This is a genomic window from Amycolatopsis sp. cg9 (assembly GCF_041346945.1).
Taxonomy (GTDB): domain Bacteria; phylum Actinomycetota; class Actinomycetes; order Mycobacteriales; family Pseudonocardiaceae; genus Amycolatopsis.
Window position 1 is genome coordinate 8,725,364 of record NZ_CP166850.1, and the last position, 18,743, is coordinate 8,744,106.

Annotated in this window: 16 protein-coding genes; 6 read left to right on the forward strand and 10 right to left on the reverse strand. The window is 74.0% G+C overall.

What is annotated here, in order from left to right:
• Positions 1-30: 30 nt before the first annotated feature.
• The 4 genes from AB5J73_RS40090 to AB5J73_RS40105 form a co-directional block, all read right to left on the reverse strand.
• Positions 31-681 (reverse strand): cutinase family protein, encoded by a 651-nt coding sequence (locus AB5J73_RS40090; protein ID WP_370964202.1) that lies wholly within the window; start codon positions 679-681, stop codon positions 31-33.
• Positions 682-772: 91 nt separating this feature from the next.
• Complete coding sequence (locus tag AB5J73_RS40095) at positions 773-1,429, reverse strand: winged helix-turn-helix domain-containing protein (RefSeq protein WP_370964204.1); 657 nt, start codon at positions 1,427-1,429, stop codon at positions 773-775.
• Between the two features lie 9 nt (positions 1,430-1,438).
• Positions 1,439-3,079 (reverse strand): right-handed parallel beta-helix repeat-containing protein, encoded by a 1,641-nt coding sequence (locus tag AB5J73_RS40100; protein WP_370964206.1) that lies wholly within the window; start codon positions 3,077-3,079, stop codon positions 1,439-1,441.
• Entirely contained in the window at positions 3,079-3,858 is a 780-nt protein-coding gene (locus AB5J73_RS40105; RefSeq protein ID WP_370964208.1) for a response regulator transcription factor, read from the reverse strand. The genes AB5J73_RS40100 and AB5J73_RS40105 overlap by 1 nt, the downstream gene beginning before the upstream one ends.
• Positions 3,859-3,891: 33 nt before the next feature.
• On the opposite strand from AB5J73_RS40105, the gene AB5J73_RS40110 reads away from it, so the two are divergent.
• Positions 3,892-4,554 carry a response regulator transcription factor gene (locus AB5J73_RS40110; RefSeq protein WP_370964210.1) on the forward strand — a complete coding sequence of 221 codons (663 nt, stop codon included), beginning with the start codon at positions 3,892-3,894 and terminating at the stop codon, positions 4,552-4,554.
• Positions 4,551-5,801 (forward strand): sensor histidine kinase, encoded by a 1,251-nt coding sequence (locus AB5J73_RS40115; RefSeq protein ID WP_370964212.1) that lies wholly within the window; start codon positions 4,551-4,553, stop codon positions 5,799-5,801. Before AB5J73_RS40110 ends, AB5J73_RS40115 begins: the two co-directional genes overlap by 4 nt.
• A gap of 13 nt (positions 5,802-5,814) precedes the next feature.
• Here the strand turns inward: AB5J73_RS40115 and AB5J73_RS40120 are convergent, their stop codons facing one another.
• Genes AB5J73_RS40120 through AB5J73_RS40135 form a run of 4 tightly spaced genes read right to left on the reverse strand, consistent with a single transcriptional unit; the run spans position 5,815 to position 11,221 of the window.
• A complete protein-coding gene (locus AB5J73_RS40120) occupies positions 5,815-6,666 on the reverse strand; it encodes an immunity 49 family protein (RefSeq protein ID WP_370964214.1) in 852 nt (283 codons plus the stop codon).
• A gap of 25 nt (positions 6,667-6,691) precedes the next feature.
• Positions 6,692-10,516 (reverse strand): hypothetical protein, encoded by a 3,825-nt coding sequence (locus AB5J73_RS40125; protein WP_370964216.1) that lies wholly within the window; start codon positions 10,514-10,516, stop codon positions 6,692-6,694.
• A gap of 13 nt (positions 10,517-10,529) precedes the next feature.
• Positions 10,530-10,856, reverse strand: coding sequence for a hypothetical protein (locus tag AB5J73_RS40130; protein WP_370964218.1), 327 nt, complete (start codon positions 10,854-10,856; stop codon positions 10,530-10,532).
• On the reverse strand, positions 10,853-11,221 hold the full coding sequence (locus AB5J73_RS40135) for a YbaB/EbfC family nucleoid-associated protein (RefSeq protein ID WP_370964220.1): 369 nt from the start codon (positions 11,219-11,221) through the stop codon (positions 10,853-10,855). Before AB5J73_RS40135 ends, AB5J73_RS40130 begins: the two co-directional genes overlap by 4 nt.
• Positions 11,222-11,340: 119 nt before the next feature.
• Here AB5J73_RS40135 and AB5J73_RS40140 point away from each other — a divergent pair, with 119 nt between their 5' ends.
• From AB5J73_RS40140 to mycP, 3 genes are read left to right on the forward strand one after another with little or no spacing between them, the layout of a single operon-like run.
• Positions 11,341-11,685 (forward strand): hypothetical protein, encoded by a 345-nt coding sequence (locus tag AB5J73_RS40140; protein ID WP_370964222.1) that lies wholly within the window; start codon positions 11,341-11,343, stop codon positions 11,683-11,685.
• Positions 11,670-12,596: a DUF6177 family protein gene (locus AB5J73_RS40145; RefSeq protein WP_370964224.1), complete on the forward strand. Its 927-nt coding sequence runs from the start codon at positions 11,670-11,672 to the stop codon at positions 12,594-12,596. The genes AB5J73_RS40140 and AB5J73_RS40145 overlap by 16 nt, the downstream gene beginning before the upstream one ends.
• Before the next feature lie 52 nt (positions 12,597-12,648).
• On the forward strand, positions 12,649-13,926 hold the full coding sequence (mycP, locus tag AB5J73_RS40150; protein WP_370964226.1) for a type VII secretion-associated serine protease mycosin: 1,278 nt from the start codon (positions 12,649-12,651) through the stop codon (positions 13,924-13,926).
• Positions 13,927-13,990: 64 nt separating this feature from the next.
• Here mycP and AB5J73_RS40155 read toward each other — a convergent pair whose 3' ends face one another.
• Both AB5J73_RS40155 and AB5J73_RS40160 read right to left on the reverse strand, forming a co-directional pair.
• Positions 13,991-14,290 (reverse strand): hypothetical protein, encoded by a 300-nt coding sequence (locus AB5J73_RS40155; protein WP_370964227.1) that lies wholly within the window; start codon positions 14,288-14,290, stop codon positions 13,991-13,993.
• Positions 14,291-14,306: 16 nt separating this feature from the next.
• Positions 14,307-14,654 carry a hypothetical protein gene (locus AB5J73_RS40160; RefSeq protein ID WP_370964228.1) on the reverse strand — a complete coding sequence of 116 codons (348 nt, stop codon included), beginning with the start codon at positions 14,652-14,654 and terminating at the stop codon, positions 14,307-14,309.
• A 128-nt stretch (positions 14,655-14,782) separates the two neighbouring features.
• Between AB5J73_RS40160 and eccCa the strand changes: the two genes are divergently transcribed.
• Entirely contained in the window at positions 14,783-18,742 is a 3,960-nt protein-coding gene (gene eccCa / locus AB5J73_RS40165) for a type VII secretion protein EccCa (protein WP_370964229.1), read from the forward strand.
• The last annotated feature ends 1 nt before the right edge of the window (position 18,743 follow it).

Here is an 18,743-nt window from a genome sequence, read left to right on the forward strand (position 1 = left end):
CACCTTTTCACCCTAGGGCTCGTCGTGGGATCAGGGGTAGTAGACGCCGTTGTACCACTGGCCGCCGGCGTCGTCGGAATAGACGTCGACGTTGAAGTTGTAGTTGCCGTGCTTGCCTTCCCACAGGTAACCGGGCAGGCCCGAAGCCGCGTCGATGTCGCAGATGACGTCGTCGGTGCACAACGTCAACGTGGGGATGTTCCCGAAGAAGTCGTCCACCCCGGCGAGCGGGAAACCGGCGATGGGCGCGATCAGCGGATGACCCGCCGCCCCGGCGTTGCCCGGCCCCGGTGCCCGCTTCGGGTCCGCGATGAGCACGGCGTTCACGTTGTCGAAGGTCTGCCAGTTTTCGGTCACCCACGTGTGCACCACCGCGGCGCCGAGCGAGAACCCGACCGCCTTGACGTGCTGGCCCCCGCACGCGTTGCGCTGGTCGCGGATCAGCCGGTTCAGCTCGTTGACGCCCTGGCGGGCGTTGTAGCCGATCGGCTGGGCCGGGTACCCGACGCGCTGGCTGATGTTGCCCTGCCAATAGGGAGCGTTGGAATCGTTGTCCCCCGTTCCGCCGACCACGATCGTGTAAGTGCCGTCGCACGACGCGGCCTGCGCCGCGGGCGGGGAAAGCAGGCCAAGTCCCGCGGACGCGAGAATGCCCGTCAGCACAACCGAAATCTTCTTCACTTCAACCCCCTTGCGCTGTCGCGGCCCGAATGACCGCGACGCGGGGAATGCTGCCGAGCGATCATGAAATTCCGATGAAACCGCGGCCCGGTCACCCGGTCATGCGATAGCCGACGCCCCGGACGGTGTGGATCAGCACCGGGTCGCGCAGCTTGCGCCGCAGGCGGCCGATCACCACCTCCAGCACGTTCGACCCCGGGTCCGCCGCCTCGTCCCAGGCGTACGCCAGCAGCGCGGCGCGCGAGACCGGCCGCCCGGCGGCGGTCATCAGGCGTTCGAGGACGAGGTATTCCTTGCGGGTCACCGTGAGCAGCACGCCGGCGCGGGTCACCCGGTGCTTGCCGTTGTCCAGCTCGACGTCCGCGCAGCGCAGCACGTCCGGCCGGCTGGTCAGGTCGCGGCGGCACAGCCGGCGCACCCGCGCCACCAGTTCCGGCATGGCGAACGGCTTGACGAGGTAGTCGTCGCCGAAGCGCAGGCCGTCGATCCGGTCGGCGACGCTGTCGCGCGCGGTCAGGAACAGCACCGGCATCGGCCAGTCTTCGCGGCGCCGCCCGCTCACGTACCGCAGCGCGTCGCCCGACGGCAGCATCCGGTCGAACACCGCGCAGTCGTACGGGTTCACGAACAGCGCCTCGTCGGCGGCCGGCAGGTCGGCCGCGGTGTCGACCGCGAACCCGGCGGCACGGAGGGCGGCGTCGAGCGCCACCCGCAGATTTTCGTCGTCCTCGGTCACCAGCACCCGCACCCCCGCACGTTAGCGTGCGGCGGCCGCCACGACGTCGCCGGCGAGCAGCTCGCGCAGTTCGCCCACGTCCGGGATCCGGCCCAGCCGCCGCAGCCGCTGCGACTGCGCCTTGCGCATGCCTTCGAACAGCCGCCGCGCGTCCCGCGCGTTGCCGAAGTTCCGTTCCCCCGCGGCGCGCGTGAAGAAGTCGATCAGCACCGGGTGCGCCGTCGGGTCCAGCTCGTAGTCCCCCGCCGAGACCAGCCGCCCGACGATGCCGAGCAGCTCGCCGGGCGTGTAGTCGGCGAACTCGATCGTCTTGCCGAAGCGGGACGCGAGACCGGGGTTGGCCGACAGGAACTCCGCCATCTCGGCGGTGTAGCCGGCCACGATCACCGCCACGTCGTCGCGGCGGTCCTCCATCAGCTTGACGAGCATGTCGATCGCTTCCTGGCCGAAGTCGCCGCCCGCCGACGCCGACCTCGACAGCATGTAGGCCTCGTCGATGAACAGCACGCCGCCGAGCGACTCCTCGACCACGACCGCGGTCTTCTCCGCGGTGTGGCCGATGTACTGGCCGACGAGGTCCCGGCGCGACACCTCGCGGAACTGGCCGCGCGGCAGCACGCCCAGTGCTTTCAGCAGCTTCCCGTAGATCCGCGCGACCGTCGTCTTGCCGGTGCCGGGCGCGCCCGCGAAGACCAGGTGGTGGCCGGTCGGCCCGACCGGCAGCCCGGCCCGCCGGCGCCACTCGTTGACCTGCAGCTCGTCGACCAGCGCCCGCACTTCGGCCTTCACCCCCGGCAGGCCGACCATCGCGTCCAGCTCGGCCAGCAGGTCGTCCAGCTCCTGGCTGCCGAGGCCGCCGGGGGCCGCCGGATCGCTCGCCGCGACCACGGTCGTCGCCGCGCCCGGCGCCACCGCGATGCCCGCGGTGTTCTCCACGCGGCACCCGGACACCCGGCCCCCGCAGTCCGCGGCGAACGCGATCCCGGCGCCCCGCGCGTCGCGGACCGTGCAGCCGGACAGCTCGGGCGCGCCGTGGTGCGCCACCGCGATGCCCTCCTGGCCGGTGCGGGTGATCTCGCAGCGTTCGACGACCGGCCGGGCGTACTGGTAGACGTACAGCCCGCGCAGCCCGCACCCGGTCACCGCGCAGTTGCGGATGACCGGGTCGGCGCCCATCGCGATGATGACGCCGTCGCCGGTGACGTCCTCGACCGTGGTGTCGGCGAGCGTGCCGGAGCCGCCTTCGACGACGATGCCCTGTTCCCCGCCCGTGACGGCGCACCCGGTCACCTCGAACCCGGCGGTCCCCCGGATCCGGAGCGCCGGGCCGCGCCCGCCGGTGAAGACGCACTGCCGCACGGTGAGCGCGACGTCGTCGGCGGAGATCGCGCCCGCGTCCCCGGCGCGGACCTCGATCCCGCGCAGCGCAAGAGATCCGCCGTGGACGGCGAAGACCGGCCGGTCGGCCCCGCCGCCGTCGACGACCACCGCCGCGCCGTCCGCGGCCACCAGCGTCACGCGCCGGCCCGCCAGGTCGAACACCTCGTGGTAGGTGCCTTCGGCGACGGTGATGAGGGCGTCGTCGCCGGCGTCGGCCAGTGCGTCGCCGATCGTCGCGTACGCGCCGGGCCGCGCCGCGACCTCCAGGGTCCGGCCGGGCATCAGCCCGCCTCGGCCAGCAGCCAGCCGCGGTCGACCGCCTTGGCCCCGGCCTGGAACCGGCTGCGCGCGCCGAGCCGGTTCATGATGTCGGCGACCATCCGCCCGACCGTGCGCACCGAAATGCCCAGCTGCGCCGCCGCCGACTCGTCGGTGCTGCCGGAGCACAGCAGCACCAGCAGGTCCCGCTCGCGCGCGGTCAGCATCTCGCCGTCGTCCGGCTCGGGCAGGTCCGCCGGCCCGAGCGGCACCGCGGTCCGCCAGGCCCGCTCGAACAGCCCGGCCGTCGCGGTGACCATCCCGGGCAGCCGGAACGCCGCGACGCTGTGACCTCCGCCGCCCGGAGCCCCCGAGCCGGACCCGGTGCCCGCCCGGTCGGCGGGCAGCACGACCGACCGGTGGTCGAGCACCAGCGCCGCCATCGGGACCTCCGTGTCGGTGCGCACCCGCGCGCCGGCGAGCGCCAGCGCCCGCGCGGTGCCCGACAGCCGCGCCGAGTCGGGGAACAGCGCCCGGCAGGGCACCCCCGCCCGCAGGTTCGCGTGGGCGATCCGGCGGAACTCGCCGACGGCGGCCGCACTAGTGTCGGCAATCATGATCAGGACCTCGCTGAACGCTGTGTCCGGCAGCGCGTCCGGTCCGGTCCCCTCGACGAGACTGAGCCCGCTTCCCTGGTTCATCGCGCCATCCCCTCGTTCCACTCCGGCCGCCGCGGCCGGTTCCTGCCAGATCCCGCGGATCCGCTGGTCTTCGCCCGCCGACGCGTTAACGTGCTCGAGCATGTGGCCACTCTCCCCCGGGCACCTGAGGTTTCGATGACAAGCGTGCTGGTCGTCGAGGACGACGAAAACCTGCGGGTCGCGGTGGCCGCGCGGCTCGGCGCGGCGGGCCTCGACGTCGACGTGGCGGGCGATCTCGCGAGCGCCGACCAGGCCCTGCGCGCCGGGCGGCACGGCTGCGTCGTGTTCGACCGGATGCTGCCCGACGGCGACGCGATCGGGTACGTCCACGCGCGGCGCGTCGAAGGCTGGCGCACCCCGGTGCTGTTCCTGACCGCGCGCGACGCGCTCGCCGACCGGGTCGCGGGCTTCGAGCACGGCGGCGACGACTACCTCGTGAAGCCGTTCGCCGTGGCCGAGCTGACCGAGCGCGTGCTCAACCTCTGCCGCCGCGCCGGGCTCGACCGGCCGTCCGTGCTGCGGCACGACGACCTGGTGGTGGACTGCGCGCGCCGCGAGGTGCGCCGCGCCGGCGTCCTGCTCACGTTGTCGAACAAGGAGTACGCGGTGCTGGAGTACCTCCTGGTCCGCGGCGGCGACCCGGTGGAGCGGGCCGAGCTGCTGGAGCACTGCTGGGACAGCACGACCGACCCGATGTCCAACGTGGTCGACGTGACGATCCGGCGGTTGCGCCGCAAGCTGCGGGAACCGGAGCTGATCCACGCCGTGCGCGGCCTCGGTTACCGGCTCGGCCGGTGAACGGCTCGTCGGCCGACCGCCTGCGCCGGCTGCGCTGGGCGTTGACGGCGCTGTTCACCGCGGTCAACGCGATCGGGCTGGTCGCGTTCGCCTGGTTCATGATCAGCGAAGACGCCGACCAGGGCACCGAGCGGATCGACGCCGACCTGCTGCGCGTCACGTCGTCGGTCAGCAGGCTGGTCGGCTACGACGACGCGATCGACCTCGCACTGGTCAACACCGACGTGCTCAACGAGCAGTGCCCGCAGTTCGCGATCCTGCCCGGCGGCGCGTCCGGGTTCCAGCCGCACCTGTCCCGGCGGACGTGCGTGCCGGTGGACGCGCCGGTGCTCGACGGGCTGGCCACCGAAGCGGTGCGCGGCGGCACGGTCGTGACCGGTTACCAGCGCGGCTCCGGTGGCGAACTGGTCCAGGTCCGGGCGGAGCCGCTGCTCAGCCGGACGGGCAAGCCCTTCGCCGCGGTGGTCGCGGTCGAGGACACCGCGGCGGTGTCGGCCGAGCACACCCGGTTCGTCCTGCTCGTGGTCGGCGGCTGCGCCCTGCTGGTCACGGCGCTCGGGTTCGCGGGCCACGTGCTGTCCGGCCGCTCGATCCGCCCGGCGGCGTCGGCGCTGCAGCAGCAGGAGGTCCTGCTCGCCGAAACCGCGCACGACCTCCGCACCCCGGTGGCGGCCCTGCGCGCGCTGGCGGAGACGGCGATGCTCGACCCGGCCCAGCGCACGGACCTGCTGCCCCGCACGGTCCGCCTGGCGGCCCGGATGGGCGGCATCATCGACGACCTCCTCGTCCGCGCCCGCCTCGCGGCCGGCGTCGAGCAGCTGAGCATCCAGCCGGTGTGGCTCGACCAGCTCGTGGCGGGCGTGGTCGAGGACACCGAACCGGACGGCGCCCAGGTCACCGTGACGACGGCCCCGACGAAGGTGAACGCCGATCCGGCACTGGTCCAGCGCGCGGTCGGCAACCTGCTGAACAACGCGCTGCGGTACGGCCGCCAGCCGGGAGCACCGGCGATCGTGCACGTGATGGTGGCGGGCGGGACGGTGACGGTCGCCGATCACGGTCCGGGGATCGACACGACGCTGACCGAGGACGCGTTCGACCGGTTCGCGAGCACGGGCGGGTCGTCGGGGCTGGGGCTGTCGATCGTGCGGTGGGTGGCCGAGGCGCACGGCGGGACGCTGGCGGTCTACAACGCCGACGAGGGCGGCGCGATCTTCGAGCTGCGGTTCCCGCTGAGCACGTCCTGACCGCGGCGGCCGCTCAGGTCGAGTGCTCGCCGGTCCAGGTGCCGGCCAGCAGGTTCGCGGGCAGGTAGTCCGACTCCACCTCGATGGTCACGCCGGCGTCGCGCGCCAGGCAGGCGACGGCCAGCGGCCCCAGCGCGACGTAGCCGAACGGGCTGGTCCGCCGGTCGTCGGCGGACCAGTACCGCCGGTGCAGTTCCAGCGCGGTGTGGAGGGAGTCGTTGAACGCGGCGTCGTCCCGCTGGGTCAGGTGGAAGAACATCTCGATCGGCGGGTAGTACCGCTGGAGGACGGCATCGGGGTCGAGCAGGCGGAGCCCGGCCGGGTCGGTGCCCGCCATGGCCGACAGGATCCGGTCGACGAGCCCGTCACCGCGGGTCCAGTAGGTCTGCAGCGCGGCCACCCACGAGTGGACGAACTCGTCGTACTCGATCGTGGAAGCGCGCAGGAGGTCCGGCGGGATCGCGGCGAGGACGTCGATGCGGGGGCGTTCGCGGCAGATCATGGCCAGCCACAACGCATCCAGCCACACCACCGCGTTGGCGTCCATGTTCGGCCCGACCGCCGCCCGGCGCAGGGTGTCCTCGCCGTAGCGGAACTCGACCTCGCCTTCGGTCCGCCTCGCCGCGAGGAACAACGCGGTGCCGGCCTGCATCGCGTGCACCGCGGCCGCCCACGTGCCGAGCCGGTCGGCCCGCGGGTCACCGATCGTCCGGAAGCCCAGTTCCTCCATTGACCGGGACAGGGCGAGCCGCAGGCCGCGCCCTTCCGGGCTGCGCTCGATCAGCATCGGGAGCTTTTCGAGCCCCGGTCCGAGGAGCTCGAGGTCCTGTTCGGCGACGGCCCCGTCGACCGGGTGCCGGCTCACGCTACGCACGTTGACGGTCTCTTCCTCAGGGCTTGGGGGTCGTCGTCTTGATCGACAGGTCGAAGTGCTTCAGGTTGTAGCCACCGTACACCGGCTTTTTCACCGGTTTGCCGTCCGCGCCGACGACGGCTTTCCCGTCGGTGCCGACGACCGCTTCCTCGCGCACGCGCGCCCGGGCCACCGAATAGTCGACGGTCTTGAGCGCCACCGAGTCCTCCAGCTCGAGCGCGAGCGCCTTTTCCGCGGGTGTCCCGTTTCGTTTCATGGCTTCGATGATGCTCTCCACGTATTTCGGATGTCCTTGTTCGAAGTTCGTCTTGCCGTCGATGCCCTTGCGGGTGCCCAGCTCGGCGTTCGGGCTCTTCGCCTCGACGATGACGTGCCGGGTCTCGCCGGTCGCCCGGTCGGTGACTGCGTAGATCCGGTCGAACCGGCCGGCCCCCGGCTTCTCCCCACCGCCCGGGCGGGTGTTGTCGCCGTGGACCGCCGGGTCCGGCAGCTCCTTGACGTCGTACCGCTCCGGCGGGAACCGGTCGGCCACGGCGTCGGCGGCCGCGTGCTCACCGAGCTTCTCGCCGTGGTCGGTCCGGTCCTTGTGCGCCGCCACGCGCTGTTCTTCCAGCTCATCGGTCAGGGTCCGGGCGTCGCGGTGCGCGCGGTAGTCCGATTCGACATCCCTGGCGTGCGCGTTCGCCGCCGCCCGCTCGTCGATCAGCTGCTGCGCCCGGTCCTTTTGGGACTGCGTCGCCTTGTGCTCGAGCTCCGGCAGGTCGTTCCGGTATTCCGCGGGGACGTAGTCGTCGGACTTCGTCTCGAACCGGTCGCCCGCCGGCTTGTCCGGGTCCTCGCGGATCTTCTCGACGCGGTCGCCGTCGCGGTCGAACTCCACGGCGTTCTTCCGCTTGAATTCGCCGTTGCTGTCCGGCCCGTCGTAGTACTTGGCGCGGTAGCCGGGATCGTTGATCTTCTCCTGCATCGACGCCTTCGGCTGCCGGTTCTCGACCTCGACCCGCTCGGCGGAGATCCGGCGCCGGCCGCGCTCCACCGCGTCGTCCGGGTCGATGTCGTGCGGGTCGCCGCGGTGGGAACCGGGCGCGAAGCCGTCGTCGCCGGCGCGGTGGACCGAGCCGTCCGGGTGGTGGGTGGTCCACCCGCCGTCCGGGGGGATGCGGGGGCGCAGCCTGCCGTCGGGGCCGACCTCGAAGCCGGAAGAGAAGACGCGGCCGCGGGAGTCGGTCCAGGCGGCTTTCGTCGGGGCCAGCACTTCGGTGTCGAGTTCGCGAGCCAGGCCGCGGGCGAACGCGTTGGCCCCGGCGTCGCAGCCGATCAGGCGGATCGGCCCGCCGTCGTAGCCGGCGTTGCGGCGCAGGACTTCCGCGAATTCCCGGGGTGTGTAGCGGTGGTCGCCGATGCGGGCGTGGCCGTCCGGGGTGACGTGGACGTCGACGGTGTAGCGCCCGTCCGGATCGGGCGCTACGCGGTGCGGGAGGTCGCCCAGGTCGGAATCGCCGGCGTGGTAGGAGCTTCCGGACGGCGTGCGTTCCGCGTGGCGGGCATTGACCTCGTCCGGGGTCGGCGGGTGATCGGGGTCGTGGGTGGTGTGGGGGTTGACCTCGTCCGGAGCCGGCGGGCGATCGGCGTGCGAGCCGGGCCCGCGGGCGGCGTGCGGGTTGACCTCGTCCGGGGTCGGCGGGCGATCGGGGTGCGAGCCGGGCTCGCGGGCGGCCTGCGGGTTGATGGCCTTCTCGATGTCGCCGGGCGGGTGTTCCCGGGGCGCCGGGCTTGCGGGCTCGGTCCGCGGTGCCGGGTGTGGTTCCGGCGTCGCACCGGCCGGGGCCGGGCGTGGCGGCGGCTCGGCCGGTGGGTCCACGCGATCGACCTTCAGCGTCTCGGGGTCGACGTGCGCCACCGCGTTCGCGCCGGGCTTCGGTGGCACTCCCGGGTCGCCGGGCTTCGGGCCCGGAATGGACTCCGGCGCGGGCTCGGCCTTCTCCTCGTGCGCCTTCGGTTTGTGGTCCTTGGGCGGGTGCAGCGGGGTCGGTTTGCTGGTGGCGAGCAGGTCGTGCCCCGCGGCCATGTCGATGCCCGTGTGCAGCACCCCGATGCCGCGGAGCACGGCGAACGCCACCTTCTGCGTCGGCGTCTTCGGCTCGGGTGACGACGCTCCCGCCCAACGCTCCTGTTCGAGGAAGTGGTCGCGGTCCAAACCGGTCGTGGCGTGGGCTTCCCGTTCCGGGGCGAGCGAACCCGTCAGGTGCGCCCGCTGGGTGTCCGGGTCCAGCTCTGCTTTCGCATCCCGCCACGGCGCGGTGTCCTTCGGCTCGGGGTTCCGGTGCCCGGCGGGCGCCTCGCCACGGCCCGCTTCCCCCGCGGCGTGCGGCCCGTGCGTTTCCCGGCCCATCGCCTCGCCGACGGACCCCGGCCGCGCGGCGGGCTCAGCGGACCGCTCCGGCGCACGCTCGGCCGCCCCGCGCTCGGTCGCCGTGTGCTCGACGGCCCGCCCCGGCACACGTTCAGAAGACACATGCTCAGAAGGCACATCCTCAGCCACCCGCCCCGGCACGCGCTCAGAAGGCACGCGCTCGGAAGGCACGTGCTCGACCGCCCGCTCCGGGTCGTGCTCCGGCCGCCGCTCGACCCGAGGCCCCTCCTCCGGCACCCGGCTCGCCGGGCGGCTCGGCACGTTCTCCGGTGGCGGGCCGCCCGGCGGATCTTCCGAAGACCGCCCCGCTTCCCGGCGGGGTGCCGGCTCCTCGAAGTGGGGCCCGCCGCGGCCGAGGCCGACCCGGGACAGCGCCCCCTCGACGCCCGGGATCTTGCGGACGACCTTGCCCGCCACCTCGGTGGCCGTGGGGATCTTCGTGATCGCCGAACCGGTCGTCTCCAGCACCCGGCCGGCCGCCGCGACCGCGCCGACGCGGCTGCCCGCCGCCGCCGCTCCGGCGCCGCGCATCGCCGCGCCCGCGCCCTTCGTGCCCAGCACCGAGCTGACGATGTTGAACGTCGCCTTGCCGCCCGCGCGGGCCGGGTCGTCGCTCCACTCGTCCCACGCGACCAGGGCCTTGCCGGCGTCGACGAGCGTGCGGCCCATCGCGCCGCGCTCGAAACCTGGCAGGCCGTACGTCTGGTCGATCGACGACAGGCCGGGGATGCTGTAGGTCGCGGCAGCCAGCGCGAACTTGCCCAGCCCGCCCCACGCCTGCCCGGCGGTCGACCACGACCAGTGGCCGTCGGCGTAGCCCGCCAGCGCGCCGAACCCGAGCACCATCTCCTTGGCGCCCTCGCCGATGCCGGCGAAGAACTCGCCGACCTGGCCCCAGAACCCGTGCGGTTTCTTCGGTTTCTTCGGTTCCGGGGGCTTGCCGACCTGGTCCGCGAGGTCCGTCTGGATCTTCGCGACCTGACCGGCCACCGCGATCGCGAACACCAGCCGCGCCGCCAGGCTGGTGCAGCGCGCGAACAGCGCCTCGTTCTGGGCGACGTAGGCCCGGATCAGGAACTTCGCGCTGCTGACCTTGTTCGAGTAGTCCTGGCACAGCGCCGCGAGGCCGTCCATCGCGGTGGCGAGGTCGGCGATGCCCGATTCGCCGGTGCCGCCGTGGTTCAGCGAGTGGACGGCGTAGTACATCTCGAACCCGGCCGCGTCCGTCCACGTCTCCCGCACGCCGGCCGCGGCCTTGTCGGAGTTCTGGACGGCGTCGCGCAGCGCCTTCGCCGCGTCGGTCCACGCCTGGGCGAGGTCGTGCGCGTCGGTCTCGCTGTCCGGCGGCCACAGGGAGTCCTTCGGCCGGCCGCCGTTCGCGACGACCCACCGCCACAGCTCGCCGTCCGGTTCGAGGAGGTCCGTCATCGCCGGGCGCGGGTCACCGGGGGAATTCGGCGGCGGCCGCGCGGTCCGCGGCCTCGTAACCCTGCACCGCCTGGTCACCGTTTCCGGCCAGGGTCTGGTAGGCGCCGGTCAGCTGGGCCATCGCGTCGGCGATCGCCTGCTTCGGTCCATTGTAGACTTTGGTGTACGCCTGGCCGAGCGGGCCGCCGCCCAGCCGGCCGGGGACCTCGATCCGGTCGCGGCACCCGGGCCAGGCCGCGTCCAGCGCCGTGCCGGCGTCACGCAGCCGAGCCAGCCGGGCGGTGGTCTCGCCGGGGTCCATGTCGATGCGGCCGTCGCCGTCGTGGTCGATCCCGGTCACCGCGCGCTCCGGCGGTCGAGCTCGTGCAGCAGCGGGTCGAAGCGCAGGTCGGTCGACTCGCGTGTGGCGTCCGGCGGCAGCAGGCTCGCGACGATCTCGAGGCCCTCCTCTTCGGCGAGTTCGACGGCCCGGCGCACGGTGCCCGCGATGTCCCTCGCCAGCGCGGCCGCGTCGGTCGTGCGGTAGATGCGCGGGTCCAGCCGGAGGTCGAGGAGCTCGCCCGCGCCGCCGACGGTCACGCCGATCAGCCCGTCGTCGGATTCGGCGCTGGCGCGGATCTCGGCCATGCGCCGCTGCGTCGACCTGATGTCGCCGGCCAGCCGCGCGTGGTCGGCGCGCAAGTCGAACGGGAACGGGGAATCCACGGCCACCTCCGGAGGTCGTCTCCGGACCAGTGTCGCGGCGCCCGGGACGCCGCACGGCCGCGTGACTTGTTCTTGCCACGGGGGTGTTCCGCGGCCGGCCGGACCGGACGATGGCGGGCATGACCTTCGACGTCGTCGCGCTGTGCCGGCGGGAGCCCGGTCCCGAAGCCGTCGTCGCGGCGCTGCTGACCGCGGGCGAGGGATCCTTTGTGGACTTCGACGCGGGCCGGCAGCTGATCGAGGTCCGGCACGCCGGCGGCCGGGTGCTGCTGACGGTCGAAGGTGCCCGGCTGGTGCGCGTTCCCGGCGAGGTGGACCGGCTGCTCGGGCTCGACGTTCCGCCTCCGGTGTGGTGGGTCGAAGGCCGCGCTCCGGACGAAGACGCCGAAGCCGAAGCGGTCGCGAGGACGTTCGCCGAGGCGCTGGCCGTCGCGACCGGGGGCCGGGCGTGGTCGAACCGGTGACCCCCGCCGCCGACCGCGTCACGCGGGAGGCCGTCGTCGTCGAGCAGCACCGCGCCGTCGTGCCCGCGACGACGTGGCTGGTCGACGCGGCCAAGGCGGCCGCGCGCGCCGGGCGGGCACTGCAGGTGCGCACCCCGGCGGACAGCCGCCTCACCTTCCCGCTGGAGCTGCTGCTGCGCGACGGCCTCGGCGACTGGGTCGCGGGCGACCACGACGGATTCCGGGGTTTTCCCTTGGCCTGGAACGGGCTCCGGTTCGTCCGCGACGACGGGCGCACGCCGGAACGCCCGGCTCCCGCACCTGGGTCCGGCGACCTGGAGGTGCGCATCGTCACCGCGGATCCGCCACGGGTCGGCGCGAGCGCCGAGACCGCGATGCGGGCACTCACCAGCGGCCCGCCCCGCGGCTGGGGCGTCGCCGAGCCGGTCACGCAGCCGTGGTCCACCGACGACCTCGCCGGTCACGTCCGGCAGCGCGAGCCCCGCCCGGTGAACGTGGTCGTGGCCGGGGACGGCGTCATCGGACGGCTCCGGGTGTCGCGAGTGGACGGTGTGGTCGTCGAGGACGTCGAGCTGAGCGGTCCCGCGGCGGGCGTGGTGACGAGAGCCGGCATCGAAGCGCTGGCCGCCGCTTCCGCGCCGACGGCCCGGCTGGTGGTCGTCGGCGCGCACCCCGGGCGGCGGTCGGGGCTGCGCTCCCCCGGCGTGGCCACCGCCCTGCCCTACGGTGTCCTCTTCGGACCCGAGCTGGTGGCGAAGAACGGCGTCGCCCACGCCCACCGCGCACCGGCCGCGCGGGTGAAGCTCCTCGGCTCCGGCCGGCACACCGCCGTCTGGTGCCGGTTCGACGGCGACCCGGCACCGGCGTACGAACAGTTCGCCGGCCTGCTCCACCACTTCGGCGCGGACTGAGCGGTGTCCTGTTGTCGCCACGCTCTCCCGGCGCCGCGGCTCCCGGCGGACGATGGCGGGCGTGACTCGACCAAGACGACTCGCCGCCGTGCTGGCCGCGGCCGCGTTGCCCCTGCTCGTCGCGCCGCCGGCCCACGCGGGACCCCCCGCCGGCGCCTGCCACGACCCGGAACCCGCGCGCCCGGCCGTGCCCGCCCAGCCCTGGGCCCAGCAAGCGCTTTCCCCGGAACGGGCGTGGCCGCACAGCCGCGGCGCAGGCGTGCTCGTCGCCGTCGTCGACTCCGGGGTGGACGCCGACCACCCGCAGCTGAGCCGGCCGGGAAAGGTGCTGCCGGGCCGCGACTTCTACCTCGCCGGCGCGCTGCCCGGGACGTTCGACTGCGTGTCACACGGCACCGGGGTGGCCGGCATCGTCGGCGCGGATCCGGTGCCGGGCATCGGGTTCCACGGCATCGCCCCGGACGCGGCGATCCTGCCGGTGCGGATCAGCGACCGCGACGTCGGCGACCAGGGCGAGTCGCTGCGGATCGACCCGCAGGTCGTCGCGAACGGCATCCGCTACGCCGCGGACCAAGGCGCGAAGGTGATCAACCTGTCCCTGGCCGGCCACGACGACTTCCCGGTGATCCGCGACGCGGTCGCGTACGCGGTGGCGCGGGACGCGCTCGTCGTGGCGGCGGCGGGCAACGCGCAGAAGGACACCAGCGGCGAGCTGCCGTCCTACCCGGCCGCGTACGCCGGGGTGCTCGGGGTCGGGGCCGTCGACATCGACGGGGCCCGGCTGACCGGCTCGCAGATCGGCCCGTACGTCGACATCGTGGCCCCGGGGGCGAAGGTGCTGACTGCGACCCGGGAGGGCGGGCACGCCTACGTGGACGGCACCAGCTTCGCCGCGCCCTTCGTCTCCGGGACCGCGGCGCTGGTGCGCTCCGCCTGGCCGCGGCTCAGCGCGGCCGAGGTGGCCCAGCGGCTGGTGGCGACCGCGAGCCCGGCCCGCGGCGGCCGCGGCAGCCACGCCTTCGGCGCCGGGCTGGTCGACCCGTACCGCGCCGTGACCGACGGGCTGGACCCGGCGAAACCCGCGCTGCTGCCCGCTTTCGTGCCCCAGCCGCCCGATCAGGCCCGCCTCGATCACGCGGCGTGGGAGCGGGACACGGCCGCCACCGCGAAGGGGCTGGCCGTCGCCGTCGCCGGTGTCCTCGTCCTGGCCGGGCTGACCGCGGTGGTCCTGCGCCGGGGCGGGCGGCGGCGCTGGCGGCCGGGCTGGGCCGCGCCGGTGCCCGTGGCGCCCGCGTCCGCCGAACCGCCGGAACAGGTGTTCCTCGTCTGACGCCCGCGAACGCGAAAGCGGCCCCGGAAGCCGAAGACTTCCGGGGCCGCTTTCCTTCCCGTGCTCAGATGCTGCGGATCGCCTGCTCGGCGGCCCGCACCGCACTCATCAGGTGGTCGTCGGCCCGGACGAGGCCCTGGCTCTGCGCGTTCTGCTGTTCCCAGGCTTCGTTGGCCTTCGCCTGGACGTTGCCCGCGACCTCGTAGTAGCTCGAGCCGAACCCGTCGGTGAGTTCGTTCTCGTAGAGGAACCCCGCGCCGTGGTGGTGGTCGTCGGTGTGTTCGCGGCTCTGCTGCGCGCCCTGGGCCACGGTCTGCGCCGTGCTGTGGATCGAGTCGCTGTTTCCGGTGATCCGGGAGGTCATGGCCGATTCCCCTTCGTCAGATCCGGTCCGAGATGCCGAAGCCGCCGGCCTGGTAGCTCACGCGGTTGGCTTCCTGGTTGGCCGCGTCGTCGGCGTCCTGGTAACCGCCGGCGCCGCGGTGCATCGCGTCGGACGCCGCCAGGTACTTCGGGGCCAGGTGGTGGTCGACGACCGTCTGGCGGCCCTGGTCGGCGTCGGCGAACCCGTCGGCCCACCGGCCGCTGCTCGCCGAGCGCAGGTCGACCCCGGCACTCGTCACGTGCTGGGAACTGTTCTGCAGATTGGTCGCGGTCTCCGACGACGTCTTCGCCTGCCGCAGCATGGCGTCGACGTCGCCGTCGATTCCCCCTGTCGAACCGAACATCGCGGTTTCCCTCCGTCGGATTTCGCCTGTCCCGGCCAGGCTAGGGCGGGAACCGGGCCTCGACGCCGCCCGCGTCTTGTTCCGGCCAGCGCGCCCACCGGACGCCGCCGGCCGGGGAAGCTCGTGGGGTGGCGACAATCGTGGTCAAGCGACCGGCCCGGCGGCCCTCGCCGGAGCTGCCCTCCGGCGAGCTGATCCTCCAGGCACCGCCGGAGATCCCGGCCCCGCCCGCGCGGCAGTGGGCGCAGCTGCTGATGGTCCTGCCGATGGTGGGCACGACCGGGGCGATGCTGCTGATGTTCTCCGGTTCGGCGGGCGGGGCCGTCCGCTACGCCGTCTTCGGGCTGATGGGCGCGGGCATGCTCGGCATGGTCGTGATGGGGCTCCTGCAGGGCGGCGGCCCGAGCCGGCGGGAGATGGGGTACGCGCGCCGCAAGTACCTGCGGCACCTCGCCCAGCACCGGCTGCGGCTGCGCCGCTCGGTGCGCCGCCAGCGCGAGGCGATGGCGTACCTGCACCCGGACCCGGCGTCGCTGTGGTCACTGGCCGCGAGCTACCGCCTGTGGGAGCGGCGCAAGGACGACCCCGACTTCGGCGTCGCCCGGATCGGCCGCGGCCCGCAGGGGCCGGCCACCACGCTGGTCGCGCCGGACACCAAGCCGCTCGAAGAGCTGGAACCGCTGTCCGCGCTCGCGTTGCGCCGGTTCATCACCACCTACAGCACCGTCGACCGGCTGCCGCTCGCCATCGCGGTCACCGGCTTCAGCCGCATCCACCTGCGCGGCGACCGCGAGGCCGCCCTCGGCCTGCTGCGCGCGCTGCTGGCCCAGCTGGCCACCCTGCAGTCGCCGGACGACGTGCGGATCGCGGTCTGCCCGTCCGACGACCGCCGCGGCGACTGGGAGTGGGTCAAGTGGCTGCCGCACGCGCTGCACCCCGAGCGCACGGACGCCCTCGGCCCGCTGCGCCTGGTGGCGCCCACGATCCCCGCGCTGGAATCGGTGCTCGAGGAGGAGCTGGCCAAGCGGCCCCGGTTCGACCCGGAGTCCGACGGCCGGGTGCCCGGCCCGCACCTGGTGGTCGTCCTCGACGGCGGCTCGGTCGCCGGCTCCGACCACCTGATGACCGGCGGCGGCGTCGAAGGCGTCACCGTCGTGGACCTGACGACCACGCCGCCGCGGGCGCTGGACCGGACGACCGTGGTGCTGGCGGTGGACGCCGGCGGCGACCTCGTCAGCGAGACGATCGACGGCGAGACCCCGCTCGGCCGCGCGGACGCACTGGGCCCGCGTGCGGCCGAAGGGCTCGCCCGGCAGCTCGCCCCGCTGCGGCTGACCGTGGGCCGCGGCGGCGACGCGCCGATGACCGCGGAGCTGGGCCTGGCCGAGCTGCTGGGGCTCGGCGACCCGTACGCGTTCGACCCGGCCGACACCTGGGTGCCCCGGCCGAACCGCGACCGGCTGCGCGTCCAGTTCGGCATCCAGGCCGACGGGACCCCGATCGAGCTGGACCTCAAGGAGTCCGCCCAGGACGGCATGGGCCCGCACGGCCTGCTGATCGGGGCCACCGGGTCCGGCAAGTCGGAGCTGCTGCGCACCCTCGTGCTGGCGCTGGCGGTCACCCACCCGCCGAACTCGCTGAACTTCGCGCTGGTCGACTTCAAGGGCGGGGCCACCTTCGCCCGGCTGGACGCGCTGCCGCACACCAGCGCCGTGATCACGAACCTGGCCGACGAGCTGCACCTGGTCGACCGGATGACCGACGCGATCAACGGCGAGCTCATCCGCCGCCAGGAGCTGCTGCGCGCGGCGGGCAACTTCGCTTCCCTGCGGGACTACGAAAAGGCGCGCGTCGCGGGCGCCCCGCTGCCCGAGGTGCCGACGCTGCTGGTGATCTGCGACGAGTTCTCCGAGCTGCTGTCGGCCAAGCCCGACTTCATCGACATGTTCGTCCAGATCGGACGCGTCGGCCGGTCGCTCGGCGTGCACCTGCTGCTCGCCTCGCAGCGGCTCGAAGAAGGCCGGCTGCGCGGGCTGGAAAGCCACCTGTCCTACCGGGTCGGGCTGCGCACGTTCTCCGAGATGGAAAGCCGCGCGGTGCTCGGCCACCCCGAGGCGTTCCGGCTGCCGCGCGCGCCGGGGCACGGGTTCCTCAAGGTCGGCACCGACCAGCTCGACCGGTTCCGCTCCGCCTACGTCTCCGGCGTCCACCAGCGGGCCGCGACCGGTGGCGCGCGGCCGGCGACGCCCGCGGACCGGCTGACGCTGCGGGAGTACACCACCGCCTACGTCGCCGGTGAGCTCGACACCGGCGAGGCCGAGCCCGAACCCGCCGACGAGCCCGCCACCGGCGAAACCCTGCTGGACATCCTGGTCGACCGGCTGACCGGCCAGGGCACGCCGGCACACCAGGTGTGGCTGCCCCCGCTGTCGGACCCGCCCACCCTGGACCGGCTGCTCCCCCCGCTGGCCGTCGACCGGCAGCGCGGGCTGATCGCCGGCGCGCCCGGCGCGTTGCGGCCCGTGCTGGGGATCGTGGACCGGCCGTTCGAGCAGCGGCGCGACCCGCTGGTCCTCGACCTCTCCGGCGCCGCCGGGCACGTGCTGGTGCTCGGGGCCCCACAGGCGGGCAAGAGCACCGCGCTGCGCACGCTGATCACCAGCCTCGCGCTGACCCACACCCCGCGCGAAGCGCAGTTCTACTGCCTGGACTTCGGCGGCGGCACGCTCGCGTCGATCGCCGGGCTGCCGCACGTCTCGGGGGTGTCGGGCCGGCTGGACACCGGGGCGGTGCGGCGGACGGTCGCCGAGGTCGCGGACGTGCTGACCCGGCGGGAACGCCTCTTCGCCGAACACCGGATCGACGGCATCGCCACCTACCGCAGGCTGCGCGCGGAAGGCCGGTTCCCCGAGCTCCCGCACGGCGACGTCTTCCTCGTGATCGACGGCTGGCAGACCCTGCGCACCGACTTCGCCGAGCTCGAGGAGGCGGCCGGCGACATCGCCGCCCGCGGCCTGTCCTACGGCGTCCACGTCGTGGCGAGCTGCGCCCGCGCGTTCGACCTGCGGATGAACATCCGGGACCTGTTCGCCAGCCGGCTGGAGCTGAAGATCGGCGACCCGATCGACTCGATCATCGACCGGCGGGCCGCGATGAGCGTGCCCGCCGACGCGCCCGGCAGCGGGATTTCGCCGACCGGGCACCAGATGCTGCTGGCGCTGCCCCGCGTCGACGGCGTGCCGGCGGCGGGCGACCTGGCCGAAGGCACCGGCGCGCTCGTCGAGGCGGTCCGGACGGCGTGGCCCGGCGAGCCGGCGCCGTCGGTCCGGCTGCTGCCGACCGCGCTCCCCTACGGCGAACTGCCCGCCGCGGACGAACTGACCGGGGAGGAAGCCGGGCTCGCGGTCGGCATCCACGAGCACGACCTGTCCCCGCTGCGCCTGGACTTCGCCGCCGACCCGCACTTCTTCCTGCTGGCCGACGCCCAGAGCGGCAAGACGTCGTTCCTGCGCACGCTGGCGAAGCGGATCCAGGGCGCGTACCGGCCCGGCGAAGCCCGGATCATCGTGGTCGACCACCGCCGCGGCCTGCTCGGCGAAGTCGCCGACGAGTACCTGCTCGGCTTCGGCGTGAACGACGAGCACAGCGGCGGCCTGCTCACCGAGACGGCCGAGGCGCTGACCAAGCGGCTGCCCGGCCCGGACGTCACGCCCGAGCAGCTGCGGGCCCGGAACTGGTGGGCCGGACCGGAGATCTTCGTCCTGGTCGACGACTACGACATGGTGGCCACGCACCGGGACCACCCGCTGATGCCGTTGCTGCCGCTGGTCGCGCAGGCCGCCGACATCGGCCTGCACGTGGTGCTGGCGCGCCGGACCGGCGGGGCCGGGCGCGGGTTGTTCGAGCCGTTCCTCGGCCGGCTCCGCGAAGTCGGCACACCCGGCCTGATGATGTCCGGCGACCGCGACGAGGGCCCGTTGCTGGGCGGCATGCGCGCCCAGGTGCTCCCGCCGGGCCGCGGCTGGCTCGTCGACCGCCGCGGCGGCAAGGGCCTCGTCCAGATCGCCTGGCACCCCCCGACGACGTGAG